Here is a 20,731-nt window from a genome sequence, read left to right on the forward strand (position 1 = left end):
TATTTTCAGTTTTAAGACAATAAAAATTTAAAAAGGTTTAATTTGTTTTTTGCTTTAACAGTGGTTTAACATTTTTTAGTTAAAAAATAAAACTCGATTTCAATAATGAAACCGAGTTTTTATAAACTAATCAACCCAAAACTAATTTACTGTAATTTTCTCTTTTTTCCTTTTTCTTTTTTTGCTTTAGCAATAGTTTTAAATTTTTTGAATTGCTCTTTATTTAAAATGGCAGCCATTTTTTTATGCATTGCAGTTTCTTTTTTAATTCTGTCTTTTTGAAACTGTATTCGCATTTCTTTTGTTGGTCTTTCACCAGCTTCTCTCATAGCTATTCTTTTTTTATTCATAGCTTTTCTATCTGCAATTTGAGCTACTAATAGTGGTTTAATTTCACTTTGTTGTGCTTTAGTCAGATTTAATTCTTTTGTCATTTTTTTTAGCACCTGTTCAACAGAAACTTTTCTTTCTTTTCTTTGTGCTTGTATGTTAAACGCAAAAGCAAATACTAAAAGTAGAATTGGTATTATTTTTTTCATCAGTTATAATTTTAATTTCTCTTCTTTGACACATAGAAAAAGAAATAGTTTAAATTTGTTCTATATATTAACAAGGTTTTAACGTTTTTGTTATGAAAAAAATATTTAGATTATTGCTGATCATTCCATTTATTTGTTTTGCACAAACAAATAAACAGGATAGTATAAAAGTAGATTTGAGTAACCCTCATGCAACTGTTTATACGCATTTGTATTTTTTGCAATTAGATTCTTATCAACCTCAAAAAGCGGCTCAAACCATTTTAGGATATTCTGAGGAAGAATCTATTAGGAAAGCGATAAAAATTAAAAAAGTCTTAGACGGAAAAGGATTGTTTGTAGACTTGAATAGAATACCTACAAACCCTAATTATAAAGACACCATAGGGTATTCTTCATATAAAAGATATGTTTTATTTCCTCAAAGAATGCCGCAGATATATATAGAAAAAATAGGAGAAAAGTGGTATTATTCTTCCGAAACTGTTGCTAAAATTGAAGCTTTATACAAGGAAGTTTTTCCTTGGTATGTTCAAAAAATACAGAATATAATCCCAGTTTCTGGGCATAAAAAAATTTTGGGGGTAGAGTTGTGGCAATTTGTAGCATTGCTTATCGTTTTAGTTTTGGCTTATTTTTTACTTTTAATTGTAAAACGAATCGCTTTTTATATTTTAAGAAAAATTCAACAACAAATAACTAAAAATACTAATTTTGAAGTTGATAAAGTGCTGAAAAAATTAGCGCATCCTCTTAGTTTATTGGTAGTTGTTGCTTTTTTTGATAAAGTTTTTCCTTCACTGCAGTTTAGTTTAGATGTAAATACTTGGGTGTTTCTAGCTTTAAATATAACTAAAACTGTTTTTTGGATATACGTTTTTCTAAAGTTAGTTCAAGTTGTAATGCGTATTTATTCTGAGTTTACTGAGCGTACTCATAGTAGATTAGATGATCAGTTAGTGCCAATATTACATAGTTTTTTTACAGGAGTTGTCATTGTAGTTGGTCTTTTTAGATTATTAATTCTTTTTGGTGTTGATGCAACCACAATGTTAGCAGGTGCAACAATTGGAGGATTAGCTTTTGCATTGGCTTCTCAAGATACTGTAAAAAACTTGATAGGAACTATTATGATTTTTCTAGATAAACCTTTCCATATAGAAGATTGGATTGAGGCTGGAGAAGTTGTGGGTACTGTAGAAAAAGTTGGATTTCGATCTACTAGAGTTCGTGCTGCTGATACATCAGTATATCAAATTCCCAATAGTAAATTATCTGAAATTGTAATTAATAACAAGGGGTTACGCTTGTTTAGACGTTATAATACTAATTTAGGATTGCGTTATGATACACCACCAGAACTAATTGAAGCATTTGTAAAAGGTGTAAGAGAAATTATTATTGCACACCCAGAAACTCGTTCTGAAGCTTATAATGTAGAGTTTACTGGTTTTGGAGACTCGGCTTTGTTAGTGATGGTAAATGTTTATTTTAAAAGTTTAGCTTGGGGTATAGAACAATCTTCTAAACATAGATTACATATTGCCATTGTAAAATTGGCAGCTGAACTGGGTGTAGATTTTGCATTTCCATCAACAACAGTTACCATAGAGCAGTTTCCAGAAAAGAAAGATTTATTGCCTAAGTACAATACTAATACAGACCGAATTAACAAAGCAATATCTAAAGTTTTAGAAGATTTTAAAGGAGAGAAATTTGAAGGTGATACTTAAAGAATTAATTATCTAACCAATATTAACCTCTTTGAATAGCATTTTCAATAGCCTTATTAATATCTTCAAAAATCCAATTTGGAAACCCTTTTGCATTCGTTGGAGTTAATAAAGAGGTTATACCATTTTTAGATTTTTCTGAAACCAATATAAGAACTGGGAAGCTAGGTTCTTCCTCTAAGTTATCAGAATCTTTGAGAAAAGAAATGTATTCAAAAACATTTAGAATAGTATTACCCCAATTGTATTCTAATGCTCTAAAATCTAAAATAATAGCTTCAGGATTAAATTCAATTAAACTAGAAATTGTTTTTCTTGCAATAAATCTTGCATGATTTTTTCCTCGAGAACCATAAGGGTATTTTCCAGAAAAAGAAGTGATTAGAATATCAATTTTGTGTTTGTTTCTTTCTTTCAGCTATAAAATATTTACAGCTAATAGATTCTGGGTTTAGAGGTGTTTTTTCTATGGTTAAATAATTCATTTTTAAATATAAAAAAAACCTCATCTTATTTGATGAGGTTTTTAAAAATAAATTATTGTTTTTATTTAGGATCTAAAATCATATCAATTCTATCAACAGTATCTTGTAAGTGATATCGTCTTAGTGTATTTCCAGATTTTGAAGCATTGTTAGCATCACGTTGTAAACGTTTTAATTCTCCTCGAATTACAGATCTTACATCAGACTGATTGATAGTGATTCCACTTCTTTTAAAATAACCACTATTAAAACCTCTTTGATCTTTTGCATCATTTAAAAGGTAGTTCATTCTATCTAAATAAGCTCTTTGCAAGTTTCTTCTGTAAGTATCTATAGTACGTCCGTTATACATTTCTGTCCAAACTCCTTTGCGTAAATCACTCATCATATTCACTAAAGTATAAGAAGATGCACCGTTTAATGTTTCGTTTTCTATCATACGAGCCATTCTTCCTGGATTTAGAATGTTATTTAAAGTTCTTGACTGTAAACTACGAACTCTTTCAATAGAACCAGAAAATTCAGTTTTACTAAATATGTTTTTATTTAACATCCAAGTAGGTGTTTTAAATAATTCATCAATTACAAATTGTAAAGCTTCTTTTTGAGTTGATTTATTAACATGAGTGTAAACGGCCCCATCTTGGTCAGAAGTTTTAAAATATTCGTAAACACCACCAACATTAGCTGTTACATGTCCCATGTAACGATTAAACTGACTTATTAACTGTCCATACATGGTTTGTAACTCGTCGTAATTTTCCCCTTTTTCAGAAGTCCATTTTTCTAAGTTTGGTAAAATTCTTTTTAAGTTTTTAATGCCATACATAGATGCTTTCATTGCATTATCACCTAAATCTTCAGTTTGAGAACTTGGGTCTACAACACCACCTGCTTGTTGGTGCCCAAAACGGTACATTGGGTTATCAGCTTTTGCTAAAATCCATTGATCAAGAATTGGTTTTTCTTCTTTAGCAGTTTTTTCTAAAATAGGTCTATATCCCCAAGAAATTGCATATTTATCATAAGGACCAATATTTGGCATTAGAGCTACGCCTTTATCTTCTGGTTGTGCAACGTAATTAAAACGAGCATAATCCATAATAGATGGTGCCGTTCCGTATTTTTGTGTAAAAGTTGCAGAACGTAAAGAATCTACAGGGTAAGCGACAGAACTACCCATATTATGAGGTAAACCTAAGGTGTGTCCAACTTCATGTGATGAAACAAAACGAATTAAACGTCCCATAACTTCAGTTTTAAATTCTTTACTTCTTGCATCTGGGTTAATAGCTGCAGTTTGAATAAAAAACCAATTTTTTAATAAAGTCATTACATTATGATACCAGTTGATATCAGATTCTAAAATCTCTCCAGATCTAGGGTCACTTACGTGAGGTCCGTTTGCATTTGGTATTGGAGAAGCTAAATAACGTACTACAGAATAACGCACATCTTCTGGACTCCAATCTGGGTCTTCTTCTTTACTTGGCGGATCTTTTGCAATAATTGCATTTTTAAAACCTGCTGCTTCAAAAGCAACTTGCCAATCGTTGATTCCTTGTTTTATAAAGGGTACCCATTCTTTTGGGGTAGCTCTATCTACATAATATACAATCTGTTTTTTAGGTTCAACTAATTCGCCTCTTTTAAATTTTTCTAAATCTTCATCTTTAACTTCTAATCTCCATCGATCTAAAAAGGTAACAGATTTACTTTTTTGAGCTTTTAATCCATAATCGGTTTGACTTCTAGCAAACCAACCAACTCTTTCATCAAAATAACGACGTTTCATTGGTACTTTTGGTAGTAAAACCATAGAGTTACTCATTTCTACAGTAATAGATCCTAAAGCGGAATTGGATGGTGCTTTATTTGCAAAATATGTTTTAACGTGACGAATTTCAATATTTTGAGGGTAACTGCTAACTCTATCTACATAAGAACGAGTTTTATCTATTCTAGATACTTGATAAAATTTTCTATAAAAACCAGGGAATCCAAGTGGTTTAACATCTGAAGATAATAAAGAAGTAGCATCAATTACCGTAGCTGTTGAATCTTTACTGAATGCTTTTATTGGAAACGAAAATAAAATTGGTTCTAAATTAGAATTTACAACTGCTTCATGAACTGGCAATATTGTGTCAGCGACAACATTATGAGAGACTACTCTTAATAATATTTGTTTGTTTTTCTTTTCCCAGCGCAAAACTTGAGTGTTGGTTTTTCCTCCACCAAATCCTATTCCAGAAGCAGTTTTAGCGATTCTTGTAACCATTAACATTTCTCTTTTAAAAAGAGAATCGGGTATTTCGAAAAGATAAGAATTGTCTTTTGTATGAACTTTAAAAAGACCTTCATCTGTCTTGTGGTCTTTGGTAACTACTTTATTATAAGGTTGTATGTCGCCTTTTTTTGGTCTTGGTTTAGGTTTTACGGATGTTTTTTTTACTTCTTTTTTCTTTTTTTTCCAGAATTGAGCGTTAATTTCGGTAGAAAATCCAAAAACCAAGGCAACTAGAAGTAGTTGCGAGAGTATTTTTTTTGTCATAATTATATTTCATTTGAATTGACTTCGAAATTAAGCAAACAAAGAAAGATGAGGTCTTAAATTAATGTTAAAGAGACAGGCTTTACTCTAAGAATTTTATGAAGAAAAAAACCTCCAAAACAATTAGTTTTGGAGGTTAATAATATTTGAAAAAAAATTAAAATTTAAAAGCTTGTTTTACTTTATCTACATAGTCTAATTTTTCCCATGTAAAGGTTTCAACTTCTTCAGAGATGGTTTCTCCCATTGGGTTTGTAAATGTTACAGTTTTTATTTCTGGAGTTCTTCCCATATGCCCGTAAGCAGCAGTTTCAGAGTAAATAGGTGTTCTTAATTTTAAGCGTTTTTCGATAAAATAAGGACGCATGTCAAAAATTTCTTCTACTTTTTTACTGATTTCTCCATCAGTTAAATCAACTTTTGCAGTGCCATAAGTTTCTACATTTATACTTGTGGGTTTTGCAACACCAATAGCATAAGAAACTTGTACTAATACTTCTTTACATAAACCAGCAGCAACTAAGTTTTTGGCAATATGTCTAGTTGCATAAGCTCCAGATCTATCAACTTTAGATGGATCTTTCCCAGAAAAAGCACCGCCACCATGAGCACCTTTTCCACCATAAGTATCTACAATTATTTTACGCCCTGTTAAACCTGTATCTCCGTGAGGACCTCCGATTACAAAAATTCCTGTTGGATTGATATGATAGGTGATATCATTAGTGAATAATTTTTGAATATGAGCAGGTAAATTTGCTACAACTCTTGGTATTAAAATTTCAACAATATCTTTTTTGATTTTTGCCAACATTACTTCTTCGGAAGTATCAAAATCATCATGTTGTGTAGAAATTACAATCGCATCAATTCTTTGGGGAACATTATCGTCAGAATATTCAATAGTAACCTGACTTTTAGCATCGGGTCTTAAGTAAGTGATGTCGTTATTTTCTCTTCTTAAGGCTGCTAATTCTTTTAACAATCTGTGAGATAATTCTAAAGCCAAAGGCATATAGTTTTCGGTTTCGTCGGTAGCATAACCAAACATCATTCCTTGGTCTCCTGCACCTTGTTCTTCTGGTTTAGCTCTATCAACTCCTTGATTAATATCCGGAGATTGCTCGTGAATTGCAGAAAGAACACCACAAGAATTTCCATCAAACATATACTCTCCTTTTGTATATCCAATTTTATTAATCACATCTCTTGCAATCTTTTGAACGTCAAGGTATGTTTTTGACTTTACTTCTCCGGCCAAAACTACCTGACCAGTTGTAACCAAAGTTTCACAAGCTACTTTACTGCTTTTATCAAAAGCTAAAAAATTATCAATTAATGCATCAGATATTTGATCTGCTACTTTATCTGGATGCCCTTCAGAAACACTTTCTGATGTAAATAAATATGACATACTTAATGTGGTTTTTAGTGTTAAAAAAAAGATTGCTAAATGCTAAAAGAAGTATAAAATTACTGCTTTAGCATTTTGTTTCTTCTGATGTTTCAGAAAAAGAGGTTGCAATCAGTTCAAATTTATCCTCTTAATTATGTGGCAAATTTACACTATAAAATGAAATATCACTATTTTTTTATCATAATTATTTTTGATACTATCATTAATAAAACAATTTTATAAGCTTTAAATTAATGATTTTGAATAATGGTTAAAGCATTGTAAAAAAAATTACGAATTCAATATTAAATAAAAAATAAACTTCATTTTATTTGGATACTAAGTTTTTCTGTTGCAATATTTGCATTCACAAAGTTCAATAACTTATTGAAATGTTATCAAGAAAGGTGTAGGGATTAGACCCGTTGAAACCTTAGCAACCCTTTAAACTTTAAAGAAGGTGCTAAATTCTACTCAGTTTTTTAATTGGATAGATAACAAAAAAGAATTTCTTAATAAAGAAATTACTGTTTTCTTAATAACATTTTTCTTTTAAGTACATCAAAAAAAATGATGCATTTGACTTTTGTTTTAATGATTTATTAACTCAAAAAAATAGAAAAATGAGTACACACAAATTAGCAACAAATGCGTTGCACGCAGGACATGATGTAACACAGACTTCAGGTACAAGGGCAGTGCCTATTTATCAAACTACATCTTATGTTTTCAATGATGCAGATCATGCAGCAAATTTATTTTCTTTAGCAGAATTAGGGTTTATTTATACACGTTTAAACAATCCTACAAATCAAATCTTGCAAGAGCGTTTAGCTGCAGTTGAAGGTGGGATAGGCGCAGTAGTTTTTGCATCTGGTACAGCAGCAATTTCTACAGGATTATTAACCTTGTTAAAAGCAGGAGATCATATTGTAGCATCTAGTAGTTTGTATGGTGGAACTTATAATTTATTAAATGTAACTTTACCAAGATTAGGCATTACAACGACCTTTGTAGACGCATCAAACCCTGATAATTTTGCAGCTGCAGTCCAAGAGAATACAAGAGCAATTTTTGTGGAATCATTAGGGAACCCAAAATTAGATGTGTTAGATTTAGAGGCAATTGCTGTACATTCTAAAGCAGCAGGAGTTCCTTTTATTGTTGATAATACGGTGGCGACTCCAGCATTGTTAAACCCATTAAAACACGGAGCGAATATTGTAATTCACTCGTTAACTAAGTATATTGGTGGTCAAGGAAATTCTTTAGGTGGTGCCATTATTGATGGTGGAACTTTTGATTGGAGTAATGGTAAATTCCCAGAATTTACTGAACCTTCTGCGGGTTACCATGGATTAAAATACTATGAAACATTAGGTGCAGCATCATATACTTTTAAATTGATTTTAGAAGGATTACGTGATTTTGGTGGAGCAATTAGTCCAACCAATGCGTTTAACATAATTCAAGGTTTAGAGACTTTACCAGTTCGTATCAAACAACATTCAGAAAATGCGTTAGAATTGGCAAAATGGTTAGAAGCTCAGGAAGAAGTTGCTTGGGTAAATTACCCAGGATTAGAGAGTAGTAAATACAATGCTTTAGCAAAAAAATACTTACCTAAAGGACAAAGTGGAATTGTAACTTTTGGAGCCAAAGGAGGTTTTGAAGCTGCCAAAACCATTTCTAATGAAACAAATATTTTCTCTTTACTAGCAAATATTGGTGATACAAAATCGTTAATCATTCATCCTTCAAGTACAACACATCAACAATTAGATGAAGCCCAACAAGCAAGTGCAGGAGTTTCTCAAGATTTAATTAGATTGTCTGTCGGTATTGAAGATATTGAAGATTTAAAAGCAGATTTAAAAGCAGCTTTTGCAAAAATATAATACTACAATTATTACAGTTCATGCCTACAAGATTTTAAATCTTGTAGGTGTTTTAACTCATACTTAAAACAAATTATTTAAAAACCATTCTAGTCAATAATTTGAAAAATTTACTTCAACATATCAAAATAATTGATTTTAAAACAGAATCTGGAATTCAAGTTTCTGAATTAAATTTAAGTTATCAAGTTTTTGGAAAAGAGCTAGGTACAGCACCTGTTGTTTTAATCAATCATGCCTTGACAGGAAATAGTGAAGTTGGTGGAAAAAATGGCTGGTGGAAAGATATTGTAGGTAAAGAGAAAGTTATAAATACTGATGTTTTTTCAGTCTTATCTTTTAATATTCCTGGAAATGGTTTTGATGGCTTTTTGATTGATAATTACAAAGATTTTATTGCTAGAGATGTAGCTAGAATTTTTTTAGAAGGATTACAAAAATTAAAAATAGAACAGCTATTTGCATTAATTGGAGGTTCATTAGGTGGCGGAATTGCTTGGGAAATGGTAGTTTTAAAAAATAATTTAACCCAACATTTTATTCCGATTGCAACAGATTGGAAATCTACAGATTGGTTAATTGCTAATTGCCAAATTCAAGAGCAATTTTTAATCAATTCTAAAAATCCGGTGCATGATGCAAGAATGCATGCAATGCTATGTTATAGAACACCAGAATCTTTTAAAGAACGTTTTCAACGCTCGAAAAAAGAAGATTCAGACTTTTTTAATGTTGAGAGTTGGTTATTACATCATGGTAAAAAATTACAAGAACGTTATCAGTTATCTTCTTATAAACTAATGAATCAATTGCTAAAAACGATTGATGTTACTGTTGGAGGAGAAAAAGCTATAGATATTTTAGATGAAATTGATGCCAATATTCATATAATTGGTGTGGATTCTGATTTGTTTTTTACTGCTGAAGAAAATAGAGAAACACATAAACAAATTGCGCTCACAAAAGAGAATGTAACATATAACGAAATTAATTCAGTGCATGGGCATGATGCTTTTTTAATAGAATACGATCAATTAGAAAAAATTATTGAATCTATTTTTAATAAAGATTACAGAGAGAAAAAAATGAAAATCATCAAATTTGGAGGAAAATCTTTAGCGAATGGAAAAGGTTTAAAAAATGCTATTCAAATTATTTCTAATAAGTTTAAAAATGGCGAAAAAATTACCGTGATAGCCTCTGCAAGAGGAAATTCAACAAATGATTTAGAGTCAATTTTAGAAAAAGCATTACTAAAGAAATCTTATCAGTCTGATTTTGAAAATTTTAAGAATTATCAAAATGAACCAAATTTAGAGATTGACTTTTCTAATGAGTTTTCAAAATTAGAAACAATCTTTGAGGGAGTTTCTTTATTAGGTGATTGCAGCCAGAAAATAAAAGACGAAGTTTTAGCACAAGGAGAGTTGTTATCAGTAAAGTTAATTTCACGTTTGTTAGAACTTGAGGGTATTCCTGCAGATTTTGTGGATGCAAGAGCTTTAATTATTACTGATGATAACTTTGGGAATGCGCAGCCAATTAACACTCTTTCTAAAGAAAAAGTAAACGAATATTTTAAAAAGAATTCTCACAAAATTAATATTGTAACTGGCTTTATTGCATCCAATAAAAAAGGAGAAACTACAACTTTGGGAAGAAATGGTAGTAATTATTCAGCAGCTTTATTAGCAAACTATTTAGATGCAGATGAATTGCAGAATTATACTCACGTTAGTGGGATTTATACAGCGAATCCAGATTTGGTTGCAGATGCAAAAAAGATTGAGCAACTTTCTTACTCTGAAGCAAACGAATTGGCAAATTTTGGAGCATCAATTTTACACGCAAAAACGATTATTCCTTTATTAGAAAAGAACATTAACCTTAGAATTTTAAATACTTTTAATAAGAATGATAAAGGAACATTAATTACATCAGAATCATCTACAAAAGGAATTAAATCTATTTCTACCATAGATAATGTGGCATTAATTAATTTTGAAGGTAGAGGATTGTTGGGTAAAGTTGGTGTAGATGCAAGAATTTTTAAAGCTTTAGGTGATAAAAATATTAGTGTAAGTATTATTTCTCAAGGTTCTTCAGAAAGAGGAATTGGTTTAATTATAGATGCAGATAAAGCTAAGGATGCTGTTGTTGCTCTAGAAAATGAGTTTGAGAAAGATTTTTACGCTCAAGATGTAAATCAGATTTCTGTAATTAATAATGTATCTGTAATTTCTATTATAGGTCAAGATTTGAGTGAGTTTCATCTACCATATAACGCTTTAATTAAAAATCAAATCATTCCAGTATTATTTAATAATACAGTTACTGGTAAGAATGTTAGTTTGGTTGTAAAAAAAGAACAACTGCATAAAGCTGTTAATGTAATTCATGGTCAGGTTTTTGGAGTTACTAAAAAAGTGAATATAGCCATTTTTGGTAAAGGTTTAGTGGGCGGAACTTTAATCGATCAGATTATTGAGAATACACAATCTGTTTTAGAAAGACGTAAGATTCAATTAAATGTTTTTTCTGTAGCTAACTCTAAAAAAGTTTTGTTGAATAAATCTGGAGTTGGTAAAAATTGGAAAGAAGATTTGCTTAATAATGGTAATGAAAATATAACTGTTAGAGATGTTATTGAATTTGCTAAATCAAATCATTTTGAAAATTTAATTGCTGTTGATAATACAGCGAGTGTAGATTTTGTAAGTAATTATATTCCTTTAATTGAAACTGGTTTCGACTTAGTTTCTTGTAATAAAATAGCCAATACTTTGTCTTTTGATTTTTACCAAGAAGTAAGAGCAAAATTAAAAGAGCATAAAAAACAATATTTATATGAAACTAATGTTGGTGCAGGTTTACCATTGATAGATACTATTCGTTTATTGCACGAGTCTGGTGAGAATATCACGAAAATTAGAGGTGTTTTTTCAGGAACTCTCAGTTATTTATTTAATAATTTTTCAGCAAAAGATGTTCCTTTTTCAAAAGTTTTAAAAGAAGCAATTGACAAAGGATTTACAGAACCCGATCCAAGAGAAGATTTAGGGGGAAATGATGTTGGTAGAAAATTGTTAATTTTAGCAAGAGAACTCGATTTAGAGAATGAATTGGATGAGGTAGATATTACAAATTTAATTCCTAAACATTTAAGAGAAGGTACAGTTTCATCTTTTTTAAGTAATTTAGAATTATTAGATGATGAATATCAGGTGATAAAAAATAATCAAGAACCAAATCATGTTTTACGTTATATTGGTGAGTTGAGTGGTGATTTATCACAAAATAAAGGAGACCTAGAAGTAAAATTAATATCAACTCCAATAAATACACCTTTAGGTTCTTTGCAAGGTTCCGATGCTATTTTTGAGATTTATACAGAGTCTTATGGTGAGCAACCAATTGTAATTCAAGGAGCAGGAGCAGGAGCAAGTGTGACCGCAAGAGGAGTCTTTGGAGACATTTTAAGATTAGCAAAACATAACTACTAGCAAATTTATTTACATTATTCTAAATTTTTGTTTTTTCAAAGTCAAAAAGGTATAATTAGAATCTTATTAAAAGAAAAATGAGTCAATCAAAAAAATTTGAAACCCAAGCCATAAGAAATCAAACTGAAAGAACACAGTTTTTAGAACATTCTACACCTTTATATTTAACTTCGAGTTTTGTTTTTGAAGATGCGGAAGAGATGCGATCATCTTTCGCAGAAGAAAAAGAAAGAAATTTATATAGTAGGTTTACAAATCCAAATACATCAGAATTTGTAGATAAAATTGTAGAAATGGAAGGGGCGGAAGCGGGTTATGCTTTTGCAACAGGTATGTCAGCGATTTTTTCATCATTTGCAGCTTTATTAAACTCAGGAGACCATATTGTTTCTTGTAGATCTGTATTTGGTTCAACGCACAGTATGTTTACCAAATACTTACCAAAATGGAATATTGATACATCATATTTTAAGGTGGATGATGTTGATGTTTTAGAAAGTTTAATCAAAGAAAATACGAAAATTCTTTATATCGAAACACCTACAAATCCTGCTGTTGATATTTTAGATTTAGAATTGATTGGTGAGATTGCCAAAAAACATAATTTAATTTTTATTGTTGATAATTGTTTTGCAACACCATACATTCAGCAACCTATTAAATTTGGTGCGGATTTGGTAATTCATTCGGCAACAAAATTGATTGACGGACAAGGTCGTGTTTTAGGTGGAGTTTCAGTTGGTAAAGCTGATTTGATTCGTGAAATCTATTTATTTGCAAGAAATACAGGGCCAGCAATGTCACCATTTAATGCATGGGTATTGTCTAAAAGTTTAGAGACCCTATCTATAAGGGTAGAAAAGCATTGTGAAAATGCCTTAAAATTAGCGCAGTTTCTAGAAGAAAATAAAAATGTTGAGTTGGTTAAATATCCATTTTTAAAATCTCATCCACAATATGAAGTTGCTAAAAAGCAAATGAAATTAGGAGGAAATATTGTAGCTTTTGAAATTAAAGGCGGAATTGAAGCCGGAAGAAAATTTTTAGACAGTATTAAAATGTGTTCATTATCAGCAAATTTAGGGGATACAAGAACTATTGTGACACATCCATCTTCTACGACTCATGGTAGATTATCAGTAGAAGATCGATTAGAAGTTGGAATTACCGATGGTTTAGTTCGTGTTTCTGTTGGATTAGAAAATATTGAAGATATTATTGCTGATATTGCTCAAGCTCTTACTTTAAAATAATTATTTTATTTTCCTTAGTTTTGTTTTATGCTTTCTAAGAAAACAAAATATGGTATTAAAGCGCTAACTTATCTAGCAAGACAGGAAAATAAAACACCTGTTCAAATTGCGACTATATCTCAAAACGAAAACATTTCTTTAAAGTTTTTAGAAAGTATTTTACTCACTTTACGTAAGAATGGATTGTTAGCTTCTAAAAAAGGAAAAGGTGGTGGTTATTATCTTCTAAAAGATCCTAATGAGATTCAAATGACTACTATTATGAGGATTTTAGAAGGACCAATTGCAATGGTACCCTGTGTAAGTTTAAATTTCTACGAGAAATGTGAAGATTGCCCAGATGAAAAAACTTGTGCGGTCAATAAACTAATGATTCAGGTAAGAGATAGCTCTTTAAAAATCTTTAGGAATACAACATTAGCAGATTTGTGTAATTGTTAAAATACCAGCTTTTTTTAAATTAATTCTTTAGTTAAATAAAATCTTTCAACTACATCCTTGTAGTAATTTCATATTCTTAAAAATAAGCTCGTTTTTTTATTAATCTACTAAATCGGTAGGAATTAAGTGTTTTTTAAGTTTTTTATTTCATTTTTATGCTATAAATAATGTATGTTTGCATACCCTATCAAAGTAGTAGGGTAATTATTTGAATTGATTTTTTTATGATTTTAAACCAAATCATTTTTAGCAAAAAAGCACACAGTAAAGGTTTTGAGGAAGATAAGAATTCCGAAAAACCTTTACGAAGTGTACTAAAAGCATTAAGCTGGAGAGTAGTAGGAACCATAGATACATTAGTGGTTTCTTACTTTTTAACAGGAGAAATTGCATTAGCAACTTCTATAGCTTCAGTAGATTTTTTAACAAAATTAGTTCTCTATTTCTTTCACGAAAGAATTTGGAATAAAATAAAATGGGGAAAATAATGAACCTAGATTTAGATAAAATAAATAACGAATTAAAAGACAAAAGTCCAGCAGAAATAATTGCTTGGGCAATTTCTTTTTCTAATAACCCTGTAATTACAACCAATTTCAGACCTTATGAAGTAGCAATTTTAAATGCAGTTACAGAGGTAAAAAAAGACATCAAAGTAATTTGGTGTGATACTGGTTATAATACTGTACAAACCTATAAGCACGCAGAAGAAATTATTGAAAAATTAGATTTAAATATCCAATTGTATTCACCAAAACAAACTGCGGCTCATAGAAATGTTGTGTTAGGAGTTCCATCTATAGAAGATCCAAAACACGTTGTTTTTACTGAGCAAGTAAAGTTAGAGCCGTTTGCAAGAGCAATGAAAGAGCATCAACCAGATGTTTGGTTTACCAATTTAAGAAAAGGACAAACTGCTTTTAGAGATAGTATTGGTGTAGTTTCTCAAAGTAAAGACGGTATCATTAAAGTAAGTCCTTTTTACAATTGGTCAGATGAACAATTAGATGCTTATTTAGAAGAAAAAGGTTTGCCAAACGAATTTACATATTTCGATCCAACAAAAGTAGAGAGTAACCGCGAATGTGGATTACATATCTAAAAGACAATATATTATGAGTCAAGAAACAATACAAGTAGATGCTTTAGAAAGTGAAGCAATTTATATTTTTAGAGAAGTAGTAGCGCAGTTTGAAAAGCCTGTGTTATTATTTTCTGGAGGAAAAGACAGTATTACGTTAGTGCGTTTGGCGCAAAAAGCGTTTTATCCTGCTAAAATTCCTTTCCCTTTAATGCATATAGATACAGGTCATAACTTTCCAGAAACGATTGAATTTAGAGATAGATTGGTTGAAGAATTAGGAGTTGAATTAATTGTAAGAGATGTTCAAGATAATATCGATTCTGGTAGAGTTAAAGAAGAAACAGGTAGATATGCAAGTAGAAATATGTTGCAAACTGAAACTTTATTAGATGCTATTGAAGAGTTTGGTTTTGATGCTTGTATTGGTGGGGCAAGAAGAGATGAAGAAAAAGCAAGAGCTAAAGAAAGAATCTTTTCTGTTAGAGATGATTTTGGACAATGGGATGAAAAAAACCAACGCCCAGAAGTATTTGATATGTTAAATGGTCGAATTGATTTAGGTCAGAATGTACGTGTTTTTCCAATTTCTAACTGGACAGAATTAGACGTTTGGTCTTATATAGAAAGTGAGAAAATCGAAATACCATCCATCTATTTTGCGCACAAAAGAAAAACATTTGTTAGAGATGGAATGATTTGGTCTGCAGATGATGAAGTTGTGTATAGAGATGAAGAGGAAGAAGTGGTAGAAAGAATGGTTCGTTTTAGAACAGTAGGAGATATGAGTTGTACAGCAGCAGTGTTGTCTGATGCAGTAGACATTGTAAAAGTGGTAGAAGAAATTAGAGATTCCTCCATTTCAGAAAGAGGTGCAAGAATAGATGATAAACGTTCTGAAGCAGCAATGGAAAAAAGAAAACAACAAGGTTACTTTTAATCAAATTACCAAAAGAGAAAACAAAATGAAAGTATTAAAAATAGCAACAGCAGGTAGTGTAGATGATGGTAAAAGTACCTTAATTGGACGTATTTTATACGATACAAAATCATTAACTGATGATAAATTAGAAGCCATAGAAGAAAAAAGTCGTCAAAGAGGATTTGATTATTTAGACTTTTCTTTAGCAACAGATGGTTTAGTAGCAGAAAGAGAACAAGGAATTACTATTGATGTAGCGCATATTTATTTTTCTACACCTTCTAAGAGTTTCATTATTGCAGATACTCCTGGTCATATAGAATATACCAGAAATATGGTTACAGGAGCATCTACAGCACAAGCTTCTATTGTGTTAATTGATGCAAGAAATGGAGTTGTAGAACAAACATACAGACACTTTTTTATCAATAATTTGTTGAGAATTAAAGACGTTGTAATCGCTGTAAATAAAATGGATTTAGTTGATTTTTCAGAAGAAAAATTCAATCAAATAAAAGGAGAAATTGAGTATTTAGCGAGTAAAAGTGAGTATAAAAAACAGAATTTAACTTTCATTCCTTTATCTGCTTTAAAAGGAGATAACGTAGTAGACAAGTCTGATAATATGGATTGGTATCAAGGGGAAACGTTAATGCATCATTTAGAAAGATTAGATGCAGATGATATTAATGATGAATCTCAAACTCGTTTTCCTGTACAAACGGTTATCAGACCAAAAACTGAAGAATATCACGATTATAGAGGTTATGCAGGTAAGATTTATGGAGGAGATTTTGAAGTAGGTGATGAGGTTACAGTACTACCTTCTTTAACAAAATCAAAAATAAAAAGTATCAACTTTTTTGATAAAAAATATCAAAAAGCGAAAAGAGGAAGCTCAGTAACCATCACTTTGGCAGATAATGTAAATGTAAGTAGAGGTGATATGTTGGTAAAAGTTGATGAGCAACCTACTATAGCAAAACAATTAGACGCAACAATTTGTTGGATGGATAAAGAGCCATTACAGGCATCACAAAAATATTACATCAAACACGGTGTAAATGATGCGCAAGCAAAAATTACGCAGTTAAATAGTATTATAAAAACGGACTTTTCAGGAATTGAAGAAAGTCCATCAGAATTAGAATTGAACCAAATTGGAGACATTCAATTAAAATTGAGTAGACCCTTATCTTTTGATGCCTACAAAGACAACAAATCAAATGGTTCATTTATTTTAATCAATCCAAAAACAAACAATACGGTTGGTGTAGGATTTATTAAGTAAAAGTTTATCAAATGATTAGGGCTATTTTGATAAAGTTTTTAAAGATAATGATTTATAAAATCTATTAACCCTATAGGATATAAAGAAATAAATAACAATATTCTTACACCCAAGTAAGAATCCCTTCTCTTTTGGAAGGTTAGGATGGGCTTTATTATGCAAAGTTTTAGAACAGAAATAGAAAATCCGGTTGTAGAAAAAGATATTATTGAATTAGCAAATAAAATTGCTGCATTCAATAATCTACAAATAGATGAAGAAAAATTTAGAAGTTTACGTTTAGCAAGAGGTGTATATGGTCAGCGACAAGAAGGCGTACAAATGATTCGTATCAAAATACCTTATGGTAAATTAAAGAGCAATCAATTACGTAGAATTTCTGAAGTTTCTGACGAATATTCAAGAGGAAGATTACATATTACAACACGTCAAGATATTCAAATTCACTATGTTGATTTGAACAGAACTCCAGAATTGTGGGCAGAATTAGAACGTGATGATGTTACGTTACGTGAAGCTTGTGGTAATGTGGTTAGAAACGTAACTGCATCAGAAACTGCAGGTATAGATGTAAATGAGCCTTTTGATGTTTCTCCTTATGCAGATGCATTGTATAAGTTCTTTTTACGTAATCCAATTTGTCAAGAAATGGGGCGTAAATTCAAAGTTTCTTTTTCTTCTACAGATGAAGATACAGGATTGTCTTATTTACACGATTTAGGATATATTGCTAAAATTCAAGATGGTGTAAGAGGTTTTAAAGTGATGGTTGCAGGAGGATTAGGATCTCAACCAAGACACGCAGATGTGTTATATGATTTTTTACCATCAGACAAAATAATTCCAGTAATGGAAGGTGTTTTAAGAATTTTTGATAGATATGGTGAGCGTAAAAGTAGAGCTAAAGCTAGAATGAAATTCTTATTAAAAGATATCGGTTTAGATGCATTTAGAGATTTAATTGCACAAGAACAGAAAGCAATCGAGTTTAAATCAGTTGTTATTGATGCCGATGGGTATGTGCCTTCAAAACCAGTTTCAGTTGAAGCTCCTGAAGTTGCAATTAAAGATCAAACTGCTTTTAATTTGTGGAAATCAACAAACATCATTCCTCAAAAACAGGAAGGTTATGTTGCCATCGGAATTAAAGTTTTATTAGGAGATTTTTATACAGACAAAGCAAGGTTATTAGCAGATTTAGTTGATAATTATGCAGCAGGTGAAGTGCGTTTAACTTTACGTCAAAACATTGTAATTCCTTTTGTGAAGGAAGAATTAGTGCCTTTTTTCTATCAAGAATTAGAAAAATTAGGATTTGTAGAAGCTGGTTATAATAAAGCAGTAGATATTACAGCTTGTCCAGGTACAGATACGTGTAATTTGGGGATTGCAAGTAGTACAGGAATTGCAGAAGAGTTAGAAAGAGTTATTGCAGCAGAATATCCTCAGTATTTACAAAACGAAGATTTAGTCATTAAAATTAGCGGTTGTATGAATGCTTGTGGACAACACAATATGGCAAATATTGGTTTCCAAGGGATGACTGTTAGAACGAAGGATAAGTTAGTAGCTCCAGCATTACAAGTATTGTTAGGTGGAGGAAATTTAGGAAATGGAAATGCACTTTTCGCAGATAAAGTTGTAAAAGTACCAAGTAGAAGAGGTCCAGAAGCGTTGCGTAGAATCTTAAATGATTTTGAAGCAAATGCAAACGGAAAAGAGTTTGTGCATTACTATAAAGAAAAAGGAGAAAAGTATTTCTATGATTTCTTAAACGATTTGCAAGATGTTACCAATTTAACTCAAGAAGATTTCATTGATTGGGGAGAAGAAGAAAAATATGTAAAAGCAATTGGAGTTGGAGAATGTGCAGGTGTAGTAATTGATTTAATTGCGACGTTGTTTTTAGAAAGTGAAGAAAAAATTGAAAATGCAAGAGAAGCATCTGAAAATGGAGTGTATTCAGGGGCAATTTATTATGCATATCAATCTTTAGTAAATACAGCGAAAGCAATGTTGTTGGCAGAGAATAAAAAGACCAATACACACGCGGGTATCATTGCACAATTTGACGAGTTATTTGTTGCTTCAGGTAAAATTGAGTTAAATACAACTTTTAGTGAGTTAATTTATCAAATTAATAAAAATGCACCTAATAAAGAGTTTTGTTCGCAATATATCAATGATTCTGAAGATTTGTTACAAAAAGTGAAAAGATTTAGAGAGTTATCTAATACTTTTGCTGAAAGTGTAATCTAAAAATTATGATATTCAAAACTCCTAAATTAACGGTTGTTGGTGCTGGTCCTGGTGATGTAGATTTAATCACGGTAAAAGCAATTAAGGTTTTAAAAAATGCAGATGTTGTTTTATACGATGCTTTGGTAAACGAAGAGTTGTTAGACTATATCAATCCAGAAGCAGAACAAATTTTTGTAGGAAAACGAAGAGGTTGCTACAAATACCAACAAGAACAAATCAACGAGTTGATTGTGTCTCGTGCAAAATCAAATGGGCACGTTGTTCGTTTAAAAGGTGGAGATCCTTTTATTTTTGGTAGAGGTGCAGAAGAAATGGAATATGCAGCAAATTTTGGAGTAGAAGTAGCAGTTGTTCCAGGTATTTCATCATCAATGGCAGTAGCTGCTAGTCAGAATATACCTGTTACAAAAAGAGGAAGTTCAGAAAGTTTTTGGGTAATTACTGGTACAACTAAGGAGCATAAAATATCTGAAGATATTAAACTCGCAGCAAAATCAAATGCAACTGTAGTTGTGTTAATGGGGATGAGTAAATTGCCTCAAATTGTAAAATTATTTCAAGCTGAAGGTAAAAACGATTTACCAGTTGCGATTATTCAAAACGGAACAAGACCTGATGAAAAAATAGGAATTGGAACAGTTGATACCATTGAGAATATTGTTACAGAAATAGAATTGAAAAATCCAGCAATTATTTTGTTAGGTGAGGTGGTAAATCATCGTCAAAGTATTTTAGAGTTGCACGAATTTTATGCAAACGATTTAAGAGGATTAGTATAATGGAAAGAAATAATTTATATCCAATTTTTTTGAAAACAAAAAACCTTCAAGTTTTAATTGTTGGAGGTGGTTTTGTTGCTGAAGAAAAATTGACTTTCTTATTAAAATCGAGTCCAGATGCTAATGTAACTATCGTTTCTCCTATGTTTAGAGAGGGTACAATTGCTTTGGCTAAAAAAGGAAATGTAACCTTAATAGAAGATATTTATAAAAAAGATTTCATCCAAGGGAAACACATTGTTGTAGCAACTACAGATATTCCAGAAGTAAACGTAGATGTTTACAAAGATTGTAGAGCAGAAGCAAAATTGGTAAATGTAGCTGACAATCCTCCATATTGCGATTTTTATATGGGAGGTATAGTTACCAAAGGAAATGTAAAAGTGGCAATTTCTACAAACGGAAAATCGCCAACAACAGCTAAAAGATTACGTCAATTTTTCGAAGAGGTTATTCCAGAAAACATTGATGATTTGGTAAAGAATTTAAACGAATATAGAAAAACCATCAAAGGAAACTTTGAAGAAAAAGTGGAAAAACTAAACGAATTTACCAAGAGTTTAGTTGAAAAAAAATAAAAGAGAAACTGTCATT

16 protein-coding genes and 1 riboswitch are annotated in these 20,731 nt (G+C 30.9%); of the genes, 12 read left to right on the plus strand and 4 right to left on the minus strand.

Annotation, left to right across the window (positions count from 1 at the left end):
* Positions 1-146: 146 nt before the first annotated feature.
* Entirely contained in the window at positions 147-539 is a 393-nt protein-coding gene (locus DIS07_RS12070) for a Spy/CpxP family protein refolding chaperone (RefSeq protein WP_109405514.1), read from the minus strand.
* A 92-nt stretch (positions 540-631) separates the two neighbouring features.
* Here DIS07_RS12070 and DIS07_RS12075 point away from each other — a divergent pair, with 92 nt between their 5' ends.
* A complete protein-coding gene (locus DIS07_RS12075; RefSeq protein WP_109405515.1) occupies positions 632-2,272 on the plus strand; it encodes a mechanosensitive ion channel family protein in 1,641 nt (546 codons plus the stop codon).
* 22 nt (positions 2,273-2,294) lie between these two features.
* Here the strand turns inward: DIS07_RS12075 and DIS07_RS15225 are convergent, their stop codons facing one another.
* The 3 genes from DIS07_RS15225 to metK form a co-directional block, all read right to left on the minus strand.
* Positions 2,295-2,420 carry a hypothetical protein gene (locus DIS07_RS15225; protein ID WP_262503148.1) on the minus strand — a complete coding sequence of 42 codons (126 nt, stop codon included), beginning with the start codon at positions 2,418-2,420 and terminating at the stop codon, positions 2,295-2,297.
* Positions 2,421-2,818: 398 nt separating this feature from the next.
* Positions 2,819-5,311, minus strand: coding sequence for a zinc-dependent metalloprotease (locus tag DIS07_RS12080; protein ID WP_109405516.1), 2,493 nt, complete (start codon positions 5,309-5,311; stop codon positions 2,819-2,821).
* 157 nt (positions 5,312-5,468) lie between these two features.
* On the minus strand, positions 5,469-6,725 hold the full coding sequence (gene metK / locus DIS07_RS12085; protein WP_109405517.1) for a methionine adenosyltransferase: 1,257 nt from the start codon (positions 6,723-6,725) through the stop codon (positions 5,469-5,471).
* A gap of 374 nt (positions 6,726-7,099) precedes the next feature.
* A riboswitch (SAM riboswitch) is annotated at positions 7,100-7,208 on the plus strand.
* 122 nt (positions 7,209-7,330) lie between these two features.
* On the opposite strand from metK, the gene DIS07_RS12090 reads away from it, so the two are divergent.
* From DIS07_RS12090 to DIS07_RS12140, 11 genes are all read left to right on the plus strand, one after another.
* Positions 7,331-8,605 carry an O-acetylhomoserine aminocarboxypropyltransferase/cysteine synthase family protein gene (locus tag DIS07_RS12090; protein WP_109405518.1) on the plus strand — a complete coding sequence of 425 codons (1,275 nt, stop codon included), beginning with the start codon at positions 7,331-7,333 and terminating at the stop codon, positions 8,603-8,605.
* Positions 8,606-8,706: 101 nt separating this feature from the next.
* A complete protein-coding gene (thrA, locus tag DIS07_RS12095; RefSeq protein WP_109405519.1) occupies positions 8,707-12,108 on the plus strand; it encodes a bifunctional aspartate kinase/homoserine dehydrogenase I in 3,402 nt (1,133 codons plus the stop codon).
* Between the two features lie 77 nt (positions 12,109-12,185).
* Positions 12,186-13,361 (plus strand): O-succinylhomoserine sulfhydrylase, encoded by a 1,176-nt coding sequence (locus DIS07_RS12100; RefSeq protein WP_109405520.1) that lies wholly within the window; start codon positions 12,186-12,188, stop codon positions 13,359-13,361.
* 27 nt (positions 13,362-13,388) lie between these two features.
* On the plus strand, positions 13,389-13,802 hold the full coding sequence (locus DIS07_RS12105) for an RrF2 family transcriptional regulator (protein WP_109405521.1): 414 nt from the start codon (positions 13,389-13,391) through the stop codon (positions 13,800-13,802).
* Positions 13,803-14,026: 224 nt separating this feature from the next.
* A complete protein-coding gene (locus DIS07_RS12110; protein WP_109405522.1) occupies positions 14,027-14,290 on the plus strand; it encodes a DUF2061 domain-containing protein in 264 nt (87 codons plus the stop codon).
* Entirely contained in the window at positions 14,290-14,904 is a 615-nt protein-coding gene (locus tag DIS07_RS12115) for a phosphoadenosine phosphosulfate reductase domain-containing protein (RefSeq protein ID WP_109405523.1), read from the plus strand. The genes DIS07_RS12110 and DIS07_RS12115 overlap by 1 nt, the downstream gene beginning before the upstream one ends.
* Positions 14,905-14,917: 13 nt before the next feature.
* On the plus strand, positions 14,918-15,823 hold the full coding sequence (cysD, locus tag DIS07_RS12120; protein WP_109405524.1) for a sulfate adenylyltransferase subunit CysD: 906 nt from the start codon (positions 14,918-14,920) through the stop codon (positions 15,821-15,823).
* A 25-nt stretch (positions 15,824-15,848) separates the two neighbouring features.
* The gene (locus tag DIS07_RS12125) at positions 15,849-17,096 is read left to right on the plus strand and encodes a sulfate adenylyltransferase subunit 1 (RefSeq protein WP_109405582.1); all 1,248 of its coding nucleotides are present in this window, start codon (positions 15,849-15,851) and stop codon (positions 17,094-17,096) included.
* Between the two features lie 156 nt (positions 17,097-17,252).
* A complete protein-coding gene (locus DIS07_RS12130) occupies positions 17,253-19,355 on the plus strand; it encodes a HEPN domain-containing protein (protein WP_109405583.1) in 2,103 nt (700 codons plus the stop codon).
* Positions 19,356-19,360: 5 nt separating this feature from the next.
* The gene (cobA, locus tag DIS07_RS12135; protein ID WP_109405525.1) at positions 19,361-20,137 is read left to right on the plus strand and encodes a uroporphyrinogen-III C-methyltransferase; all 777 of its coding nucleotides are present in this window, start codon (positions 19,361-19,363) and stop codon (positions 20,135-20,137) included.
* The gene (locus DIS07_RS12140) at positions 20,137-20,715 is read left to right on the plus strand and encodes a precorrin-2 dehydrogenase/sirohydrochlorin ferrochelatase family protein (protein ID WP_109405526.1); all 579 of its coding nucleotides are present in this window, start codon (positions 20,137-20,139) and stop codon (positions 20,713-20,715) included. The genes cobA and DIS07_RS12140 overlap by 1 nt, the downstream gene beginning before the upstream one ends.
* The last annotated feature ends 16 nt before the right edge of the window (positions 20,716-20,731 follow it).

The sequence above is a fragment of the Polaribacter aquimarinus genome (genome assembly GCF_003129485.1).
Lineage (GTDB): Bacteria > Bacteroidota > Bacteroidia > Flavobacteriales > Flavobacteriaceae > Polaribacter > Polaribacter aquimarinus.